Raw genomic sequence first — 18,513 nt, 5'->3', positions numbered from 1 at the left:
CTCGTAACTACCTGACTTCCGTCACCCGCCAGCTAAGTTTGAGGTTAATCCAGAAATTCCAGAATGTGACAGTAGCGATCGCAATCAGATTCGCTATATATTCGTTGATTCCCAACAAATTAAACAGCAAATTTAGAATTGTCACATTCAACACCAGCCCTGCCAAACAGATAATATTAAATTTCAACAACCTTTTAAAGCGCTTGCTCCAGCCCTTTTGCTGACTGCTGATATCCCCAAACGTCCAGCGGTCATTCCACAAGAAATTATTGATAATTGCCACTTCAGCAGCAATCACTGCACTGCGAGTCAATCCCCATTCCAACTCGCTACGCAACAGATAAAACACTGCCATATGGACAAACACCCCGCTTAAACCCACCGCACCAAAGCGAATAAACCGACCCACAGGCCACAGGGAAAGACGTAACTTCAGCAGATGTCGCAAATACTCCACGTATTGTTTCCAAGTTACCTTGCTCATCCCCTCCTGCCGCTCTTGAAACACGTAGCCTACCTCGGCAATCCAACTGATATTTCCTCGGCCCAGCACCTCAATCAAAATCTTGTAACCTAGCGGATTGAGCATTTTGCCAGCAAGACAGTCGCGGCGCACTAAAAAGTATCCACTCATCGGGTCAGAAACGCGACCAACTACCCCAGGCAGCACCATTAACCCAATTAACTGCGCCCCACGGGACAAAAACCGCCGCACAATACTCCAATCGCTTACGCCGCCGTTTTCCACATGACGACTGGCAACTGCCAAATCTGCTCCGCGCTGCATTTTGCTCCACAGCTGCAATAACAACTCTGGAGGATGCTGGAGATCGCCATCAATCACGCCTAACACTTCTCCCCTCGCTACCTGCCAACCGCGAATCACGGCAGTAGAAAGTCCCCGTTCCTCGACTCGCCGCATCACCCGTAGTTGGGGATATTTGCTGACGAGTGACAGGGCAACTTTCCAGGTAAGGTCTGGGCTATCATCATCGACGACGATCAATTCGTAGGCATTAGGGAGAACTGCATCTAGCAGCAGACTCAATAACTGAATTATGTACTCAATGTTTTCACCTTCGTTATAAGTAGGAATCACTAGAGATAAACGAATCAGGCTAGTGCTTGTATTCTTAGAAGCTGTTTGGGCTTCAGGAATTTGCAATGCACCCAAGGGGACGGGCAAAAGGAAGTGAGGTTGTGTAACAGACCAATTCGCCATGAAACTCCACCAAATCGAGTGTGTGGGAGGAGCGAACTCGATTCATGAGATTCCAAGCCAGCTTAAAGCAAAATGATAATCTTTATTCAGGTAAGTCGTGTCGCCAAGGTAAATAATTTTTTGTTTTTTTAAGCCGAGACAGAAATTAACATTTGGCTCTAAGCTCCACAAGGCCGTATATTCGCGTAGAGCAAAGTTAACAGCGTCTGGATTTTGGTAATTTCCCCGTTGTCTGGTGGACAGGATTGGCGATAAAACTTCGGCATACCCGAATTTTCAGCCTTCCAGATTATAGGATGCCTAACTACACGCTTGATCGCGATCGCGCTCCTTAAAGCCACATCGAACAGCGGCCAGCGCCGCAGGGGTATATAAACCCTAGCGCGAGCATCCTACTGGAAAAAGGAGAATTTAGGTTATTTAGCTCAGCTAGATGAAACTTAACATATCTTAACTTGTCGTGTTTTTTTATATGTCCTCAGATATAAACTCTGTAGAACTCTCTGTAATAGTTCCTGTTTACAACGAGGAGCTAAATATTGACTATTTGTTTGAACGACTGCTATCTGTGCTGGAAACCTTGGACACTAGCTATGAGATAGTTTGCGTCAATGATGGCAGTAAGGATAATACCCTGAAGTGTTTAATTGAACATCATCATCGTAATCCAGTTATTAAAGTAGTCAACTTGTCCCGCAACTTCGGCAAAGAAGTTGCCCTCAGCGCCGGACTCGACTATGCTACTGGTGCCGCCGTGGTGCCGATTGATGCCGACCTGCAAGATCCGCCAGAGTTAATTAAAGAACTCGTGGAAAAATGGCGCGAAGGCTATGATGTAGTTTATGCGACCAGGCGATCGCGTGGAGAAGAAAGCTGGCTAAAGCAAACGACAGCCAACGCTTTCTACAAAATAATTGGCAAAATGAGTCGCGTTCCCATCCCCCGTAATACCGGAGACTTTCGCTTGCTAGATCGGCGTGTGGTTGAAGCCATCAAGCAAATGCCAGAACGCACCCGGTTTATGAAAGGATTATTTGCCTGGGTAGGTTTTAAGCAAACATCCGTACTTTTTGACCGTCCCCAACGTTACAAAGGAACCACTACCTGGAACTATTGGCGTTTGTGGAACTTTGCCATTGATGGCATTACCTCTTTTAGCTTTCTCCCCTTGAAAGTTTGGAGTTACGTAGGCGTTACCATCTCCCTAATTTCATTTCTCTACGCCACTTTTTTAATTTATCGGACTTTACGCTATGGGGTCGATCTTCCTGGTTATGCCTCCATAATGGTAGCGATTCTGTTTCTGGGAGGCATTCAGCTAGTAACGCTGGGTATCATTGGCGAGTATCTTAGTCGTGTCTACGAAGAAGTCAAAGGACGACCGCTTTATTTAGTGCGAGACGCTTATGGCTTTAAAAATAATAGGGAAGAGGGAATTGGTAATAGGGAATAGCTAAGAGGTAAGAGTTGTGAATTAATAAATCCTAATTTCTAAGTTTTGCCCAATCCCCAATCCTCAATCCCTAAATGTTGAATTTTAAAAGCGGCATTTTCCTACTTACGTTCGTCTGCATTATTGTGACTGCGATCGCAGTATATCTGCTGGGAGGCATCGATCCCGCGCAACTTCAGGCAAGCCTGAATAAAGCTGGCATCTGGGCACCAATTATTTATATCGCCCTGTATACCGTGGCAACGCTGTTAATATTGCCTTCAACAGCACTCAATCTCACCAGTGGCGCAATTTTTGGCCCTTGGCTGGGGACGCTTTGGACGACTATTGCCGCTGTGATTGCCGCTGTAGTGGCTTTTGCCTTTACGCGCACGGTCGGACGCGAATTTGTTGCCCGAAAGCTGGCTGGGCGCTTAGCTGCCATCGATGCGGAGATGATTCAGGGGGGATTGTTCTATATGTTTGCCGTTCGGCTACAGCCAATTATTCCCTACGGCTTAGTCAATTTTGCCGCTGGTTTAACGTCAGTCCGCTTTCGGGACTACCTTCTGGGAACAATTCTGGGAACGGTTCCGGGAGTGCTGCCGTTTGTAATGTTGGGTAGTTATGGTTTGCGGGCGTTGAGAACGGGTGATTTTTTGCCTCTGATCGGGGCGCTGCTGTTAGCGGCGATCCTGGTTGGGGGTGCCACATGGTATTATCGTCGCCGCAGCGATCCACGCAAGTCTTTATTAGAAAAAGAGCGTGGGAAAACTAAGGAGTGAGGAGTTAGGAATCAATACGGTTTACTTAAGGCTTTGCAATTTATAACCCACAATTCTTTCAATTCGTGCGATGACCCAAAATTGCTGTTGGGGCAACAGGCGCAATATCTGGATTAAATCCTCCCACCTGATTAGTACGAATTACCCACAATGTGGCACCATTTTTTAACAATATAGTAGCAATTTCATCATGCGCTCGTCGCGGTAACATTGTGCGCCAAGTTGTCAGCGCCTTGAAGATGGTGGTAAGGGTGTCGTCTGTTGTCCGAGTTCCTGCTAAATTTTCGGCGTTTTTCTCCCAGTCTGATCGGATAATTCCCAAGGGTGCTAATTGTTTTTCAAGGTTGCGGCCCAATTTGACTAGCTGCTTAAATCTCAGAGTTTGGGTGTCTTGGGGATGACGGCGTAACCATTCTTGAATGCGGGGATTAGATTTAACTTCTTCCTCTACCTGCTTAATTGTCACAAAAAGCGCCTGATTTGCATCTTGTACGCAAGAAGTTGCTGGTGTCACTACCGATCCGCCAGTACCATCACCAATTCGATAGCGTGCCATCATGATGTTTAGCTGCCGCAAAAATTCATCCATTGGTGACAGCTTGATGCCATCAAAATCATAATCCTGGGTGACAGCATCGAATTTAACGATGATGTCGGAAACTGGTCGATTCCCTAGCCAACCCCGCTGTAAATCTCCCATGTAGTTAGACCATTTAATTGCCCCAGCAACGATGCCATCAGGATTATGGGCATAAATTTGCTGATATTCGATGTCGAAGCGTAATTCTGAAGTTATGCGATCGCGCACTACTTTGGCAATACCATAAGCGAAGTGTCCCGTAACCAAACCCAAAGGTGCTGGTTCAGCTTTTTTCCCACCTATTCCCCCATAAGTATGAATCACAATCGCCTTATCTCCCTCGCGCCAAGGAGTATCTATTAAAGATTGGGGAGTAATTGGCTGCTTATTGGGTTCTAGTAAAATAATTTTTGCAGTTCCCTTTTGCCTTTTCGTACCTTTCCAAATCTTATTAATATAGGCAATTGCCCTCTGATTTACATAAACTTCATCCGCTTGCAGTCGCATCAGGGCGCGGGGTTCAATTGCTTGTGTCACAAAGACACCATCGGCATCTTTTGCACCATAAATATACCAACCTGTTGAATTAAAAGGAGATTTTTCCAGCACGCGATTTGTCGATCTGGTAATCCCATTGCGGTCAGGTGGCACTTGAGGGATGCGGATAGTTTCTAGGATGCCATCGAATTGTTTTGATGTTTTATTAAAGTGACGGACAACAAATTTATCTTTGTTCTTTTCTTCTCTTTTAATAATACTAACCAAACCATAAACTCGACCCGCGACTTGCACGGGTTCCTTAGTAATAATCAAAGATGGGCGTTCGCCGTTGGGGTTGGATACAACAACAGGATTTTGTAATTCCACGATGATATTATCTTGAGGGTTTGCCCCCGCTAGGGACTCTAAAGGGCCAACCCTTTGCCAATTGTTCAATCTATCAGGATGCAAATTTCCTGATTTTTTACTATTTTCAGTTGTCTGGTTAAAACTTACATCTTGCGTTACAGTTTTAACAAATTCTTGCACCTCTGGGTCGCCACTCCACTTCAAATTGACAATTTTTCCAATTAGATTTTGATGAGTGGAATCAGCATTTTGCACTTCAAAAAGTACCGAATCGTCTTTTTGTCGCTGCTCTTTTGATGGCAATATAAGTCTTCCCGTCCACGAATTAACGGGTTGATAAATTGATGAAATCCTTTGATTTGCTGGATAATAATTTGGTTGATTGAATGGACTTTTGATGTATATTTCATAATTAGATATATTAGTTTTAGCAGAATTACTTTTTAGGGTATAATAAATATATCCTCCTGAAGTCCCAATTAATAGACTCAGAAGCAAAAGAATAATTAATAATACCTTTTTGGGTTGTTTTGTTTTCCGCAATTTGTTAATAGAAATAATTTATAAAAATATCTAAGCAAAAACATAAAAATTTTGAGTTTTGAATTAATATTAATTCAAAACTCAAAATTCCAAACGTTAGTAATGAGCTTGCGGCCCTGCCCAGGAATGGGTAATTGTTTGACCAAACACCAAAGGTTGATCTTCGATGGCGGCTAAGGTTTGACCATCGAGATCAACAGCCCATAAAGGCCAGTTTTCCTCGCCCAATTCGCCAGCGCGAAAGAGAACTTGGTCGGGATTGGTGCGACTCCAACCTAACAAGACAGCGTTGCTGTAATCATTCCTATTTGGCGCAATTGTGGTAGTGCGATTTTGCTTACGATCCCACACAACGGCGTAGTCAGAGGCATCAGAGGTGCTAAACAGACCTTCAAATTGCCGTGCTAGGATGCGATCGCCTTCTTTAGACCAAGAAACGGGGATCAAAATGGCGATTATCCCTGGCATATCGGCTTCTTCGTTACTGACAAAAGGATTGTCAGCCAAGGGAGAAGATGCTGAAATCGTCCTTAAGTCCCCTGTCCGCAAATTTTCCAAAAACATCACACTCGTAACGCGGGAGCGGAATAAATCCGGCTGCACCTCCATCTTAATCCGACTGTAGGCTGCGTACTGACCATCCGGAGAAACTAAGGACGGACTGCGATAGTAGCGCACACCAGAACCCGCCTTGGTGCTGACTTCCGTATGGGTTGTCAATACCCAATTCCAGGGGATGGGGTGAGGACTATCGAGGGGATCGATCTGCACTCCAAGTTGAGCTATTTGGGGAGTCATTTCGGGGGCAGCTTCACGAACTTCCTTTGACGACTGAGGATATTGCATAGGTGAGGGACGTGCGATTGTAGACGCAGCTGTGCTAGCCAAGGCAAATGAGCTAGGAGCCATCAGCAGCGCAGCCGCTAAGAGAGGAAGGTATGGTTCAGGGCAAAACCATACTGAGCGGAAGAGGCGTTTCAACATCGATTAGGGGTTTGTTGCTAAACAGCGTTTCTTGTGTGAAGAGCAACGCCTAAGGAACAGTGCAGCGTCCCTATACGTATATGTATATGTCATAAAACCCGGCATAAATGACAAAAGATTTTAAAAAATTTATTATCTGACCTTAAATCCCCCTTCAGGGGTCATGCAGCACAAACAGGGAGAGGGAGAAGATACACATCAGCATAAAAGAATAACCTCGTTGACATTAGCGAGTGCTACTCTGTTGTGGAGGAAAGTGGGAAAAACGGGTGACAGAAGACGCAACATTTGCTAAGGCTAATACTTCCCCTCGCCAATCTAGGGGCAAGGGTCGATTTATACAGGCTTTAGGGTGGCGACTACTGCTACTCCTAGCTGGGGGTGGTTTGGCTGGACTTTTTGGTATTGTTGTCGCCACGTTATTTCCTGACTTAAATGCAGAAGTGCCTCTGGTGGTCAGAGTGCTACGCCTCAAACAGCCGCAGCCATCAAGTGCTGTTAGGATGATACCGTCACAGCTCAGCATAGAGCAAAGACAACAACTACAATCTGAGTTACAACAGTTGCAGCTTGATTTACAGAGAATACGCGATCGCACTAGCAACCTGGAAACTCAACTTGGTAGCGATCGCGCCAACGTTCCCCTAGAAGCACGATTAGCTGCCATCGAAGGGCAAATTCAAGGCAAAAGCCTCCCCAATACCTCTGTGTCTGGATTGTCATTGGATGCCGTGAAAGTAACACTGCCCAGCGATAGTTTATTTAAAGATAATGAAAGGGTTTTGCTCCCAGAGGCACCCGTGATTTTGGACGCAGCGATCGCTGATTTGCGTAATTACCAAGATGCGACAATTCATATTGCTGCCCACACTGATGACGCTGGGGAAGCCAAAGATAATACCGAAAAATCCTTTTTACTCGCTAGAACAGTTGAACAGTATTTATCTACCGCTTTGGGTAAGCAATACCGTATGGTTGTTATTGGCTATGGCGAAACTTTTCCCTTGGTAATTAATGATAGCGATATCAACCGACAGCGCAACCGCCGAATTGAATTAATAGTTATTAACCATTAGGTATATTATGTCTGGACAATTATCTATTATTGTAAGTAAACCTCTGTTCTATTAGGAAATGGGCGACTTTGGGTTCCGCTAAACTCTCTCTAGAGTTTTTTTTATTATGGGCAGTTCCACGGAGTTGATATCATTAGTCAGTTGTTGAGTAAGGAATTATAGCAATAATAAATGAGTAATAAAGATTAATTAACCGCCTTGGCGGAGCCAGCGCGTTAGGGCTTAGGAAGAAAAGGAAGATTTCATGAATGATTTAGGATTGCTACAAGTAGATAGGCGAAATAAATTACACATCAAATCCTATTGACAGCCTTATGTAGTAAGGCAAGGTTGTGTAATAAATTCTACATAGTTACTTAACAATTCCCAATTCCCAATTCCCAATCCCCAATTAAATGAAAGTAATATTTTTTGGCACCCCACAGTTTGCTGTACCGACTTTAGAAAGGCTATTAAGCAATCCAGAATTTGAGGTTTTGGGGGTTGTCACGCAACCGGATAAGCGGCGGGGACGCGGCAATCAAATGATGCCTTCACCAGTAAAAAGTGTAGCTTTATCACATCAGCTAAGAGTTTGGCAACCCCAGCGGATAAAAAAAGACGAGGAAACTCTTACCCAGCTACAGGAGACGGGGGCTGATGTGTTTGTGGTTGTTGCTTACGGGCAGATTCTCTCCCAACAAATTCTGGATATGCCTTCATTAAGTTGCATCAACGTACACGGCTCGATTTTACCGAAGTATCGGGGTGCTGCCCCGATCGAGTGGTGTCTCTATCATGGCGAGATAGAAACCGGAATCACGACGATGCTGATGGATGCGGGGATGGATACTGGTGCTATGCTCTTGAAAGCTTCTACTCCGATTGGGCTTTTGGACAATGCCCAAGATTTGCAAGAAAGGCTGGCTGGTGTGGGAGCAGATTTGTTAGTGGAAACTCTCCGGAAGCTGAATCAAGAAATTGAACCAATCCCCCAAGATGCTTCTGAGGCGACATATGCGCCGCTGATTAAAAAGCTGGATTATTCTATCGATTGGTCGAAAGAAGCGATCGCATTACACAACCAAATCAGAGGATTTTTCCCGGACTGTGTGGCGAGATTTCGGGGTAATCCTCTCAAAATCATCGCTACTGCTCCCCTTAGCTCGGCTTATGGGTCATTGCCGCCAGAATTAGAGGCGTTACAGCAGGAGTGCCAAGCCTTATCTTCCCTTTCAGTTCATCCCGGTGAAGTGGTGAATATTGTCAAGGGAATGGGGCCCATTGTTCAAACCGGGGATGGACTGTTGCTACTGCGGGAAGTGCAGCTATCAGGAAAACGCGCTCAGTCTGGTTGGGACTTTGCCAATGGCACTCGTTTAGCGGTGGGGGAAGTTTTGGAGAGTTTTGAGTTATGAGTAAATAACTGCTTACTCTTTCCCACTTAGCACTCAGCACTTTCAAATGAACGACAGCGATCGCATGGCCCCTCTGGATTAACCGCACAGCGAATTAGTTCTGAGTGAGCATTAAAGCGGCATCTGGCATCCCCAATTACCCAGCGTCCCTTAACAAAGCTTTTCTCTGTCGGACGTTGCGCTGACTGCACGTAAAGCGCGATTTTATGTAATCGATAGCGTCCCGCCTTGTACTGGTAGCGGTGGCGACGTTCTAAAACAGCGTAAGTTTTACCTGCTACATCTAGATAATTACCCGGTTGCGGTGTCCAATCTAGATCGAGGTTGCCGAGAGACTGACGTGGATGCGTCAAAATCAGCTCTGTGGGTAAAGAGTATGGCTCCATAAACAACAGATGTGTTGGTAACTATATGTTCAAAGTATCGCACTGCCAGCTTATAGCCTGCTTTATCCTCGTTGGGAACGAGAATAGACAAGACATAAATTTCGTGATCGCTTCTCAAGAATTTGTGTAGCCTCAGACTGAAGTCTAAGGCTACTTTCGCTTATGCGATCGCTTCACATCTTATAGCGTTTCTCAATTGGGTGGAATATATCGCGGTTCTGACGTTATCGCCACCTTGGTAGGGACATGGCATTACCATATCCCTATGAATTGCTATAAATAATGTTATTGATTTTGCCAATTACCCTGGTTCATGTCTTGCCACACATCGTCAAGTAGCGAGTCGGCTGCGTTGTCTTCCGGCTCATTGTTTTGGGATAGTTCTGGAAAGTCCAGCTCATCGTCCTGCATTCCTGTCATCCCTGACAAATCCAGTTCATTCTCATCGAAAACTGGTGAAATTGTCATATCCAGCTCATTTTCATCGAAAACTGGTGTCCCTGACAAATCCAGTTCATTCTCATCGAAAACTGGTGAAATTGTCATATCCAGCTCATTTTCATCGAAAACTGGTGTCTCTGCCAAATCCAGCTCATCTTCAGCGAAAACTGGTGTCCCTGATAAATCCAGCTCATCTTCAGCGAATGGCCCCTCTACCAAGATGACCTCTTCTTCATAAATAAAGGCTGTCGGTGCTGCGACTAGCTCATCCTCTTCGATGGCTGCTGGTGGCGGTGCCTGTACTTGTACTGGCTGGCTCGCTCTCTTAGCTGGTGGCTGTGGTGCATCTGAATCTTCAGGAGAAAATTCCAGAGTAAATCTCACTTTTCCTTTTTGCCAGCCGTTAGAACCAAATCTCAGCACCTCACAAGAGATGCCTTGTTCGCTAAACCAACCATCTTTTTCTTCTGTCCATCCACCTAACCCATATTCCAATTGGGTTCTGATGGCTTCTGCGAATTCTCCGACTCTGAAGGTGCGGTGTCCAATTAAAATTTGGGCAGCATCATCAACAGAGAGAACTTCGCCTTTTGATAATGAGTCGAATTGATTATCCACAACTATCTCCCCCGGCTTAATTTTTTCAAAGTGTGATTAGTCAGTTGTCAGGTGTCAGCCAATTGTCAAGTTGTCAACTTGAAACGTTGTCAGGTTCTAACAACTTTCCAACCTTCCAACGTTCTTTCCGCCAACAAACAAAAAGCTTAAAAGAACCAACCGTAGCTGTGGAGTCCTTTGCCCAACAGATTGACCCCAAGATAGCAGACCCAGACTACTACAAATCCTGTTGCTGCCAAAATTGCTGGTCGTCGCCCTTGCCAGCCTTTGGTGATGCGGGCATGGAGGTAGGCAGCAAATACCAGCCAGGTAATCAGTGCCCAGGTTTCTTTGGGGTCCCAACTCCAGTATGACCCCCAAGCTTCATTTGCCCAAACACCACCAGCGATAATCCCAATTGTCAGCAGGGGAAATCCTAAGCCGATGATGCGGTAACTGATGTTATCTAGGGTTTCGGCGAGATTCAGGCGCTGCGGCGACAGGATGGAAGCGTCATTAATTACCTCTTTTTGAGAGGTTTGTGGGTTGGCTAAATCGAGAACGGCGGTTTTGGCGCTGCCATTGCTTTCAAAAACACTGTTGACCGAAGATGAGTTGCTAGCTTCCCCTTGTGGTTGAAGTACCAAATCGCTTACTTTTTGTAGACGGTAGGGGCGATCGCTTTCGTCCTTACTGCGAAATCCACCAGTTCCTACGGAACTGCCGCGAAGTTCGATGTTTTTCCCGCCACTAACGACAAGGAAAGCGATCGCTAACAGCGAACCCACCATCAGCGCTGCATAAGAGAGCATCATGACGCTGACGTGCATCATTAGCCAATTAGATTTTAGCGCCGGAACTAACGGTTCTGCCGACTGCATACTTGATGGCAAAGTCAGGGCGGCAAAAGCGGTGATGCCCATTGCCACAGGTGCAGTGACAACGCCCACTAAGCGGCTCTTGCTCATATTTTCCGCAATTAGATGAATTGTGGTAATCCCCCAAGCCAGAAAAAATAAGGATTCATAGAGATTGCTTAAGGGGAAGTAGCCAGCTTCCAGCCAACGGGCGCTCAGTAAAGCAGCAATGCAGAGGTTCGCGATCGCCATCCCCGATGTTCCCAATACTGGTAGGTAAGGAATGTTATTAAAAGCTGCCCCTCCCCAGTAAATCAGCATCGTGACAAACAGGACAGCAAACGAGATATTATCCAACCCATTCTGAAGTGCAACCAGGTTCATGTTGTGTACTAGAAAGTGCAGTTTTAAAACAATCGCGTCGGCATAGCGCCACTTTGATCCTATCGGTTCTGGGGACTCTGGTTAGAGTTGGCAGTGTTTTTTAAGGCGATCGCGCAACGCATACGGAAACCCGCCCAGGAGATTTCAGCATTCTAATCGCTAAAATTAAGAAAAATCACGATAACAGGCTTGGCGTAATGATTCCTACCGTAATCGAACAATCAGGTCGCGGCGAACGCGCCTTTGATATCTACTCCCGGCTGCTGCGCGAACGCATCATCTTTTTGGGACAACAAGTTGACTCCGACCTCGCCAACTTAATCGTGGCTCAGCTGCTGTTTCTCGATGCCGAAGATCCGGAAAAAGATGTTTACCTCTACATCAACTCTCCCGGCGGTTCTGTCACCGCAGGCATGGGCATTTTTGACACGATGAATCAAATTCGCCCCGATGTCAGCACCATTTGCGTCGGTTTAGCTGCCAGTATGGGCGCTTTTCTCCTCAGCGCTGGTGCCAAAGGCAAGCGGATGAGTCTGCCCCATTCCCGGATTATGATCCACCAGCCATTAGGCGGCGCTCAAGGTCAAGCCACGGATATCGAGATCCAAGCTAAGGAAATCCTTTACCACAAGCGTCGCTTAAATGAGTATTTGGCTCAACATACAGGTCAGCCTATTGAGCGGATCGAGGAAGATACGGAGCGGGACTTCTTCATGTCGGCTGAGGAATCAAAGCAGTACGGACTGATTGACCAGGTGATTAACCGCACTCCCTCGGCGATGAGCGCCAGCAATTAAAAATCATACTTCTGTTAGGGGGGAGCGAACAAGAGCTACGCTGTTCGTTCGCTCCCCCTTGAACTATGGTTTACTTTAGCCCAGCCCTATCTCGTTTCTAGCCAGAAGCTAGAAATGCTCAAAGCAGACTCGGAGCCTGCTTTGGGACACAATAGGAAGCTAATCCCGAGTCCAATTGGGCCTTTTTAATTTTCAGGCGTTGGCTGAGATTCAAGATAATGCAGGAATTCCAGCAATTCTTCCTCGTTGAGTTCGGCGCGAGTTGGTCTGCCGTAGGTACGCTGCAAATAATCGCGTCCTTGGCGTCCTTGATCCTTATTCCAGCCTAAGCGTTTAATTTCGTGAGTAGTTTGGGATAGAGTTTCTAGATAGTCTAGGAACTTCAGCCATTCTTTTTCTGTTAGTAGATTGCGATCGCGCTTGCCGAAACTTCGCTCTAGATAATCGCGTTCCTGATCTTTATTCCAGCGCAATTCCTTGAGCTTGATTGTAATTTTGCCAATCGCATCCCGCAAGTCAATTTCCTCGCCAGCCGGAGTTGTGCCACCCCATGACATATCGGCGGTCGTGGGAGCGCCTAAATCGTCTACTTTTCTGGCGCTGTTGACGTTATTGCTGGAGTGATAACCAGGCTTTGTCCCCGGAGAATTGAACTGACTGCCAAACAACCCTCCAGAAACCTCTTCCGGTGTCTCGACAAAGGCATCCTCCTCATACAGCTCACTTTGAGCCGGAGAAAACTCATCATCTGCAAACGGGACGACATCATAAGTCGGGAGTGACGCTACCGGAGAAGGTACAGCAGCACGGGGTCGTTGTGAGGCAGAAAGTTCAGGGGTGTCATTAACGCTGAGTGTTTCAGCGGGACTTCCCATCGGGTTCGGCTGTACCACGCGCTCTTGCGTAATGACTGGTTCGGGTTTGGGGGTTTCTATCGGCGCTTCAAGTGCAGCAGACTGTGTTGCTGTTGCTGGTGCCATTCCCAACAGGTTCAGCGCTCTAGTTGTTGCCTTATCTTCTGCCAGCTCAACTTCTGGAGCCGCCGCCAAACCTGTCGCCAGGGTAATACCTTCGACTTGAACAACTGCCCGAACCACATACTTTCCTTCGTGAATGGTCAGTAACTCGGTGGACAGGCTACCTAAGGGATAACGAACTCGGAATAGAGAAAACATAAATATTCCCACCCCTAAACCTAGTGGGATGTTGTGGCTCCCATCTTTTGTTAAGTATAGTACGCTGCTAAGAAAACGGATTTTCTTTAGTGCCTAAAGAAACTAAAATAATTAGAGACTGTTCATCGCTAGGTATAAAACCATTCTCTACTGCCCTCTACCTTCGCTTCGTCACCGAGTCCGTTTCACAGCGGTTGGCAGCAGAGGAAAAAAGCAGTGGGTCAAAGTGCTTTCGTCGTTCTCGTCGTCAAGCACCGACTCTCGTAAAAACTGGTTGGTTCTGAACGCCGATTAGAACCGGAGATATTATTCAGGACAGCTGCTTTACACAAGCTGCTTGGGGGATTCCAGAATGGTGAAGAGAGCGATGTACCCCAAAAGCGCCCAAGTGCGGACTTAAAAGACGCGATAAATCCACGTCTGGTACAAGACTAGGAAACTAAGCCGTCTGTTGCTCAAAGTCTGTCTAAATGTGTTTCAAAGCACGTCTAGAGAAAGACTAAAGTCTTCTGCTTGAGTTCTTCTTATGCGATCGCATCGCACTCTCTAGAGATGACGGTTGTTTGTTTACTGTAAGGTGAAAAACGCGCCACAACAAACTTAACAGCAAGGCAGCAACAACAACACGACGGATGTGCAGCTGCCACATCAGGGTAAAAACACAAAGACGAAGAGTCATTAGTCATTAGTCATGGCCTTTGGACAAGAAATGCGCGCACTAAAGACTAGAAACTAAGCACTAATGACTAATAACTAAGGACAAAGAATTGTTTTATGGCGGAGGCAAACTCATAGGTACATGGAATTTTCAATCGCTACACTACTTTCAAATTTTTCTGATGACAAGTTAGTGGCTCCCAAGGTACTCGAAAAAAAAATGGGTTGCCAGGATGAGGCGAGTCTGAATCAACTACAGATCGCCCTGGATGCTTTGGAGAGAATCGGAATTCTAATCAAAGAGCGTGGTAAGTATAGGCGCGTCTATGAAGAAGACGTGGTAGAAGCTAAACTGCGCTGTTCCAGTAAGGGCTTTTGCTTTGCGATTCAGGAGGTAGAGGGTTCTGAGGATATTTATGTGCGGGAGAGCCATCTTTCGACAGCTTGGAATGGCGATCGCGTACTGGTAAAAGTTACCAAAGAAGGAAACCGCAAGCGAAGTCCAGAAGGGGAAGTGCGGCTAATTCTAGAACGTGCAAATCCCTCGGTATTGGCACGAGTTAAGCAAAACGAAACCGGTTTTCGCGCTGTTCCCCTAGACGATCGGCTACTATTTGAACTTGACCTGGTTTCAGCCGAGAACCTGGCGGATGCTATTGATTACCTGGTACACGTAGAAGTCCTGCGCTACCCCTTGGCGACAAAACCGCCAGTAGGCAAAGTCGCTCGCATCCTTGGCAGCAATGCGGAAGCAGCAGCTGACACCGATATTGTCTGTTGTAAGCACGATTTGCCTCAGAGTTTTCCGGCAGATGTGCTGTCACAAGCCGAAGCGTTGCCACAAAAGCTAGAGAAAAAGGATTTAAAGCAGCGTAAAGATTTACGCTCTCTGTTGACCCTCGCCTTTGCACCTGATGGTAGTTACAACCAAGAAAATGCCATCACCTTGGAGAAAACAGAGGATAAACAGTGGCACTTAGGCATTCACGTCACTGATGTTGCCCACTACGTCCAGCCGGACGAGCCGCTGGATCGGGAAGCCCGCAAGCGGGGAATGACGGTGTATCTGGGCGATATGGTGGTGCAAATGCTACCGGATGCGATCGCAAGTCGCTGCTCTTTGGTGCCTGGTCAAGATCGGTTAGCCCTCTCAGTCATATTTACCATAGATTCAGCTTCTGGGCAGTTGGTGGAGTATGAGATTCACCCCAGCGTCATCCAGGTGGACGCGCAGCTTAGTTACCAACAAGCTGAGGCGATTTTGGAGCGCCATCAGGATGCCGACCCCCCAGTGATGGAAATGCTCAGTCAGTTATTCTTTGAGCTGAGTCCAGCAGTGAAAGCGCAACGATTTGCTAGGGGAGGATTTGAATTAAATCTGCCTGGTACTCAATTACACTACAGCGATGAAGGAACTCTCGGAGCAATCGTAGTTTCGGGGGGAGTTGGTTCTCTGGTAATGGAGTTGATGCTGCTGTTCAATCAAGCAGTAGCTTCTCACCTACAAGGGCTGTTTCTACCTGCAATTTATCGCGTCCAAGCACCCCCAGATGCAGAGGATGTCCAAGAATTGATGAAGTTGGCAAGCAATCTGAGGATGGATCTACGTCTGGAACAGGAAGATGTAGTGACACCACGGGATTATCAACGTTTTACTCAGATGTTCGCCACTTCAGGGTCGGAGCGCGTTTTGACATATCTGTTGCAGTCAACGCTTAAACCGTGTACTTACAGCACGAGTGGTGGCTCTCACTTTGGTTTAGCTTTGGGTGCGGGGGAACAGGAGGATGTTCCTTACACTCACTGTTTATCACCTTTGCGGCGCTACGCAGATTTAATGGTTTCGCGGATCTTGCTGGAGATGTTTGAGAAAGGACGCGATCGCCGTACTACCCGTGCTAAAGATAGCGTGAATCTCCGCCATAGTTCCTCTCACGGTAATATCAACTGGAATGTCTTACCACCAGACGCGCAGCAAGAGTTGGAAGCGCAGCTTTCTGGTTTGGTTGTGCATCTCAACGAGCGAGAAAAGCTTACTATAGATGCCCAAGCGGATCTCCAAGGACTCAAAAAAGCTGAGTTGATGAAGGAACGCACCGGGGAGGTTTTCCAGGGGTTAATTACTGGTGTCCAATCTTACGGTTTCTTTGTGGAAATCGAAGATTTGCTGGTGGAGGGACTGGTACACGTCAGTTCGCTCAAAGATGACTGGTATGAGTTCCGCTCCCGCCACGCCTGCCTTGTAGGACGTAAGAGCCGCGTTTCTTATCGATTAGGCGATCGCGTGGAAGTCCAAGTTAAAAGCGTTGATTACTACCGTCAACAAATTGACCTTGTAATCGTCGGCGGCGGTAGCGAAGCCAGCAATGAAGATATAGAGGCAGAAAACGGCGAGTTGGGTGAAATGGATGAATAGCTGATGGCTAATAGCTAATGGCTAATGGCTAATGGCTAATTGCCATTAGCCGTACTTGAAGTGACCAATAACTAATGACTAAAAACACTTTGCCTCTAATCTTAGGCATCACTGGTGCCTCTGGCTTAATTTATGCTGTCCGTGCTTTGAAATTTCTGCTAGAAGCAGAATACAGCATTGAACTGGTTGCCTCTAAATCTACTTATATAGTTTGGCAGGCAGAACAAAATATCCGAATGCCTCCTAACCCTGAAGAACAGGAACAATTTTGGCGACAGCAAGCGGGGGTAGAACTAGCAGGTAAACTACGCTGTCACCCTTGGAGCGATGTGGGAGCTAATATTGCTAGCGGTTCCTTCCGCACACTGGGAATGGTAATCATGCCATGTAGTATGAGTACCGTAGCAAAGCTGGCGGCGGGTTTGAGTTCCGACTTGCTGGAGAGGACAAGCGATGTACAACTCAAAGAAGGACGTAAACTTGTTATTGTGCCGCGAGAAACGCCCTTCAGCCTGATTCATCTGCGTAACCTGACCACTTTGGCAGAAGCAGGCGCTAGAATTGTTCCAGCTATCCCGGCTTGGTATCACAATCCCCAAAATATTGAAGACTTGGTGGATTTTGTTGTAGCTCGTGCTTTAGACCAGCTGGACATTGATTGCATCCCAATCAACCGCTGGGAAGGAAAATAGAAATTTAAGATAGTCTTAATTTTTAATTTCTCATTTTTAATAGATTATGCGGATTTTGCTGGTATTTTTGCTGCTGGGAACTCTGGCTTTATTTGCCATTCAAAACTTGTCGCCGTTGTCGATAGTGTTTTTCGGGGCGAGGACGCAGGCGCTACCTCTGGCGGTGTGGATAATAGTAGCGATCGCATCTGGCGCGATCGTTAGCGGTTTGTTGCAATTTTTCAGCTATCTGCAACAACGTCCTTTGCGATCGCGCATCCGCAAACTGGAAAAACTAGAAGCCGAATCAACTCGTTCTAACTGGCGACGGCGCGAAACTGGGGATGATACTCAACAAACCCCTTACACCCCTCCCCCTCCACCACCACCGGAAACTAAAAACACCGAGTCCTATGAAGATGACTGGGAAGAGGATACCAGCACTACTGATGACGATGAGTGGGATTTTGAGGAGAAGCCAGCCGCCGCAGACACCAGTCCTCAAAATTTTCCCGAAGAAGACCGCACGAGGTACGAAGTTAGGCAAGAACCAAAAAGCGCCTCACGAGCTGGCTCAGTCTATTCTTATAGCTACCGGGAACCAAAGAATTCCGGCGTTGGAAAAACTGAGGCGGTTTATGACGCCAATTACCGCGTGATTACGCCGCCCTATCAACCACCCACCCCGGAAACCAATCAGGATGAGGATGACTGGGGATTTGAAGATGAGGACGAAGACAACTTTGAGGATGATTGGCGCAGCGACAAGCCAAGAGCGTGACCCCTAGCCACGCTCCTAATCGGAATTGACAATTTCACTGTTCTATGCTTGATTTGTTCAAGATCCCAAATGCTTATGAGCGTAGTAGTTCGCGGGATTGCTGCTTTACGTGTCCAGCCATAGCCGCTTGCTGTAAGGTCATAAAGGCGTTCAGATCCTCTCTGTCATACTTTTTTTTGAGCAGCTGTCGCAGTTGTTCTTCAGCTTCTATCGTTAAGTAGCCGATGGCTAGAGCCTGTTGGACAAGTTCACGGATTAGCATCATGTGGTTATTACCTAGAAAAACGTCAAGAGCAAACACCGATTTTTTAAATGCTCAACTCGCTTAAGTAGATTTGCGGATGCCATATCTGAGAACGGGGAAAGATACCACTTACGTAGCTGAAACTGCCACAACTGTCTAAACTCAAGGAAAACCGTAGCCTCATCTCCTTTTCCCTCCACACCCTGTAAATATTTAATAAAGTTTAGATGAAAGTTCGA

Annotated in this window: 17 protein-coding genes; 8 read left to right on the top strand and 9 right to left on the bottom strand. The window is 46.6% G+C overall.

From position 1 onward, the window contains the following. Positions 1–7: 7 nt before the first annotated feature. On the bottom strand, positions 8–1,222 hold the full coding sequence (locus H6F63_RS16705) for a glycosyltransferase (protein WP_190638686.1): 1,215 nt from the start codon (positions 1,220–1,222) through the stop codon (positions 8–10). 472 nt (positions 1,223–1,694) lie between these two features. On the opposite strand from H6F63_RS16705, the gene H6F63_RS16700 reads away from it, so the two are divergent. Beyond that, on the top strand, positions 1,695–2,675 hold the full coding sequence (locus tag H6F63_RS16700) for a glycosyltransferase family 2 protein (RefSeq protein WP_190638685.1): 981 nt from the start codon (positions 1,695–1,697) through the stop codon (positions 2,673–2,675). A gap of 74 nt (positions 2,676–2,749) precedes the next feature. Further along, positions 2,750–3,439, top strand: coding sequence for a TVP38/TMEM64 family protein (locus H6F63_RS16695; protein WP_190638684.1), 690 nt, complete (start codon positions 2,750–2,752; stop codon positions 3,437–3,439). Positions 3,440–3,497: 58 nt separating this feature from the next. On the opposite strand, the gene H6F63_RS16690 is transcribed toward H6F63_RS16695, so the two are convergent. Together H6F63_RS16690 and H6F63_RS16685 are read right to left on the bottom strand one after the other, a co-directional pair. Further along, a complete protein-coding gene (locus H6F63_RS16690; protein ID WP_199298089.1) occupies positions 3,498–5,171 on the bottom strand; it encodes a hypothetical protein in 1,674 nt (557 codons plus the stop codon). Between the two features lie 336 nt (positions 5,172–5,507). Then, positions 5,508–6,395 (bottom strand): hypothetical protein, encoded by an 888-nt coding sequence (locus H6F63_RS16685; RefSeq protein WP_199298088.1) that lies wholly within the window; start codon positions 6,393–6,395, stop codon positions 5,508–5,510. A 269-nt stretch (positions 6,396–6,664) separates the two neighbouring features. Between H6F63_RS16685 and H6F63_RS16680 the strand changes: the two genes are divergently transcribed. Both H6F63_RS16680 and fmt read left to right on the top strand, forming a co-directional pair. Continuing rightward, positions 6,665–7,471, top strand: a complete 807-nt coding sequence (locus H6F63_RS16680) for an OmpA family protein (RefSeq protein ID WP_190638682.1) — start codon at positions 6,665–6,667, stop codon at positions 7,469–7,471. 395 nt (positions 7,472–7,866) lie between these two features. Continuing rightward, positions 7,867–8,868 (top strand): methionyl-tRNA formyltransferase, encoded by a 1,002-nt coding sequence (fmt, locus tag H6F63_RS16675; RefSeq protein WP_190638681.1) that lies wholly within the window; start codon positions 7,867–7,869, stop codon positions 8,866–8,868. A gap of 26 nt (positions 8,869–8,894) precedes the next feature. Here the strand turns inward: fmt and H6F63_RS16670 are convergent, their stop codons facing one another. From H6F63_RS16670 to ccsB, 3 genes are all read right to left on the bottom strand, one after another. Then, the gene (locus H6F63_RS16670; protein WP_190425518.1) at positions 8,895–9,254 is read right to left on the bottom strand and encodes a DUF6464 family protein; all 360 of its coding nucleotides are present in this window, start codon (positions 9,252–9,254) and stop codon (positions 8,895–8,897) included. A gap of 285 nt (positions 9,255–9,539) precedes the next feature. Further along, the gene (locus H6F63_RS16665) at positions 9,540–10,313 is read right to left on the bottom strand and encodes a KGK domain-containing protein (protein ID WP_190638680.1); all 774 of its coding nucleotides are present in this window, start codon (positions 10,311–10,313) and stop codon (positions 9,540–9,542) included. Positions 10,314–10,459: 146 nt separating this feature from the next. Continuing rightward, positions 10,460–11,533, bottom strand: a complete 1,074-nt coding sequence (ccsB, locus tag H6F63_RS16660; protein ID WP_190638679.1) for a c-type cytochrome biogenesis protein CcsB — start codon at positions 11,531–11,533, stop codon at positions 10,460–10,462. Positions 11,534–11,730: 197 nt separating this feature from the next. Here ccsB and clpP point away from each other — a divergent pair, with 197 nt between their 5' ends. Next, on the top strand, positions 11,731–12,330 hold the full coding sequence (clpP, locus tag H6F63_RS16655; protein ID WP_190638678.1) for an ATP-dependent Clp endopeptidase proteolytic subunit ClpP: 600 nt from the start codon (positions 11,731–11,733) through the stop codon (positions 12,328–12,330). A gap of 185 nt (positions 12,331–12,515) precedes the next feature. On the opposite strand, the gene H6F63_RS16650 is transcribed toward clpP, so the two are convergent. Continuing rightward, the gene (locus H6F63_RS16650) at positions 12,516–13,505 is read right to left on the bottom strand and encodes a hypothetical protein (RefSeq protein WP_190638677.1); all 990 of its coding nucleotides are present in this window, start codon (positions 13,503–13,505) and stop codon (positions 12,516–12,518) included. Positions 13,506–14,029: 524 nt separating this feature from the next. Continuing rightward, complete coding sequence (locus tag H6F63_RS16645; RefSeq protein WP_190638676.1) at positions 14,030–14,191, bottom strand: hypothetical protein; 162 nt, start codon at positions 14,189–14,191, stop codon at positions 14,030–14,032. Between the two features lie 113 nt (positions 14,192–14,304). Here H6F63_RS16645 and H6F63_RS16640 point away from each other — a divergent pair, with 113 nt between their 5' ends. The 3 genes from H6F63_RS16640 to H6F63_RS16630 all read left to right on the top strand — a co-directional run bounded on the left by H6F63_RS16640 (position 14,305) and on the right by H6F63_RS16630 (position 18,030). Continuing rightward, entirely contained in the window at positions 14,305–16,578 is a 2,274-nt protein-coding gene (locus tag H6F63_RS16640) for a ribonuclease R family protein (RefSeq protein ID WP_190638675.1), read from the top strand. A gap of 74 nt (positions 16,579–16,652) precedes the next feature. Next, complete coding sequence (locus H6F63_RS16635; RefSeq protein WP_190638674.1) at positions 16,653–17,270, top strand: flavin prenyltransferase UbiX; 618 nt, start codon at positions 16,653–16,655, stop codon at positions 17,268–17,270. 46 nt (positions 17,271–17,316) lie between these two features. Beyond that, positions 17,317–18,030 carry a LapA family protein gene (locus H6F63_RS16630; RefSeq protein WP_190638673.1) on the top strand — a complete coding sequence of 238 codons (714 nt, stop codon included), beginning with the start codon at positions 17,317–17,319 and terminating at the stop codon, positions 18,028–18,030. Between the two features lie 73 nt (positions 18,031–18,103). Here the strand turns inward: H6F63_RS16630 and H6F63_RS16625 are convergent, their stop codons facing one another. Next, positions 18,104–18,295 (bottom strand): hypothetical protein, encoded by a 192-nt coding sequence (locus H6F63_RS16625; protein ID WP_190443733.1) that lies wholly within the window; start codon positions 18,293–18,295, stop codon positions 18,104–18,106. Positions 18,296–18,513 lie beyond the last annotated feature (218 nt).

The sequence above is a fragment of the Trichocoleus sp. FACHB-40 genome (assembly GCF_014695915.1).
Classification (GTDB): domain Bacteria; phylum Cyanobacteriota; class Cyanobacteriia; order Cyanobacteriales; family FACHB-T130; genus Funiculus; species Funiculus sociatus.
This window is presented reverse-complemented; position numbering and strand designations above follow the sequence as displayed.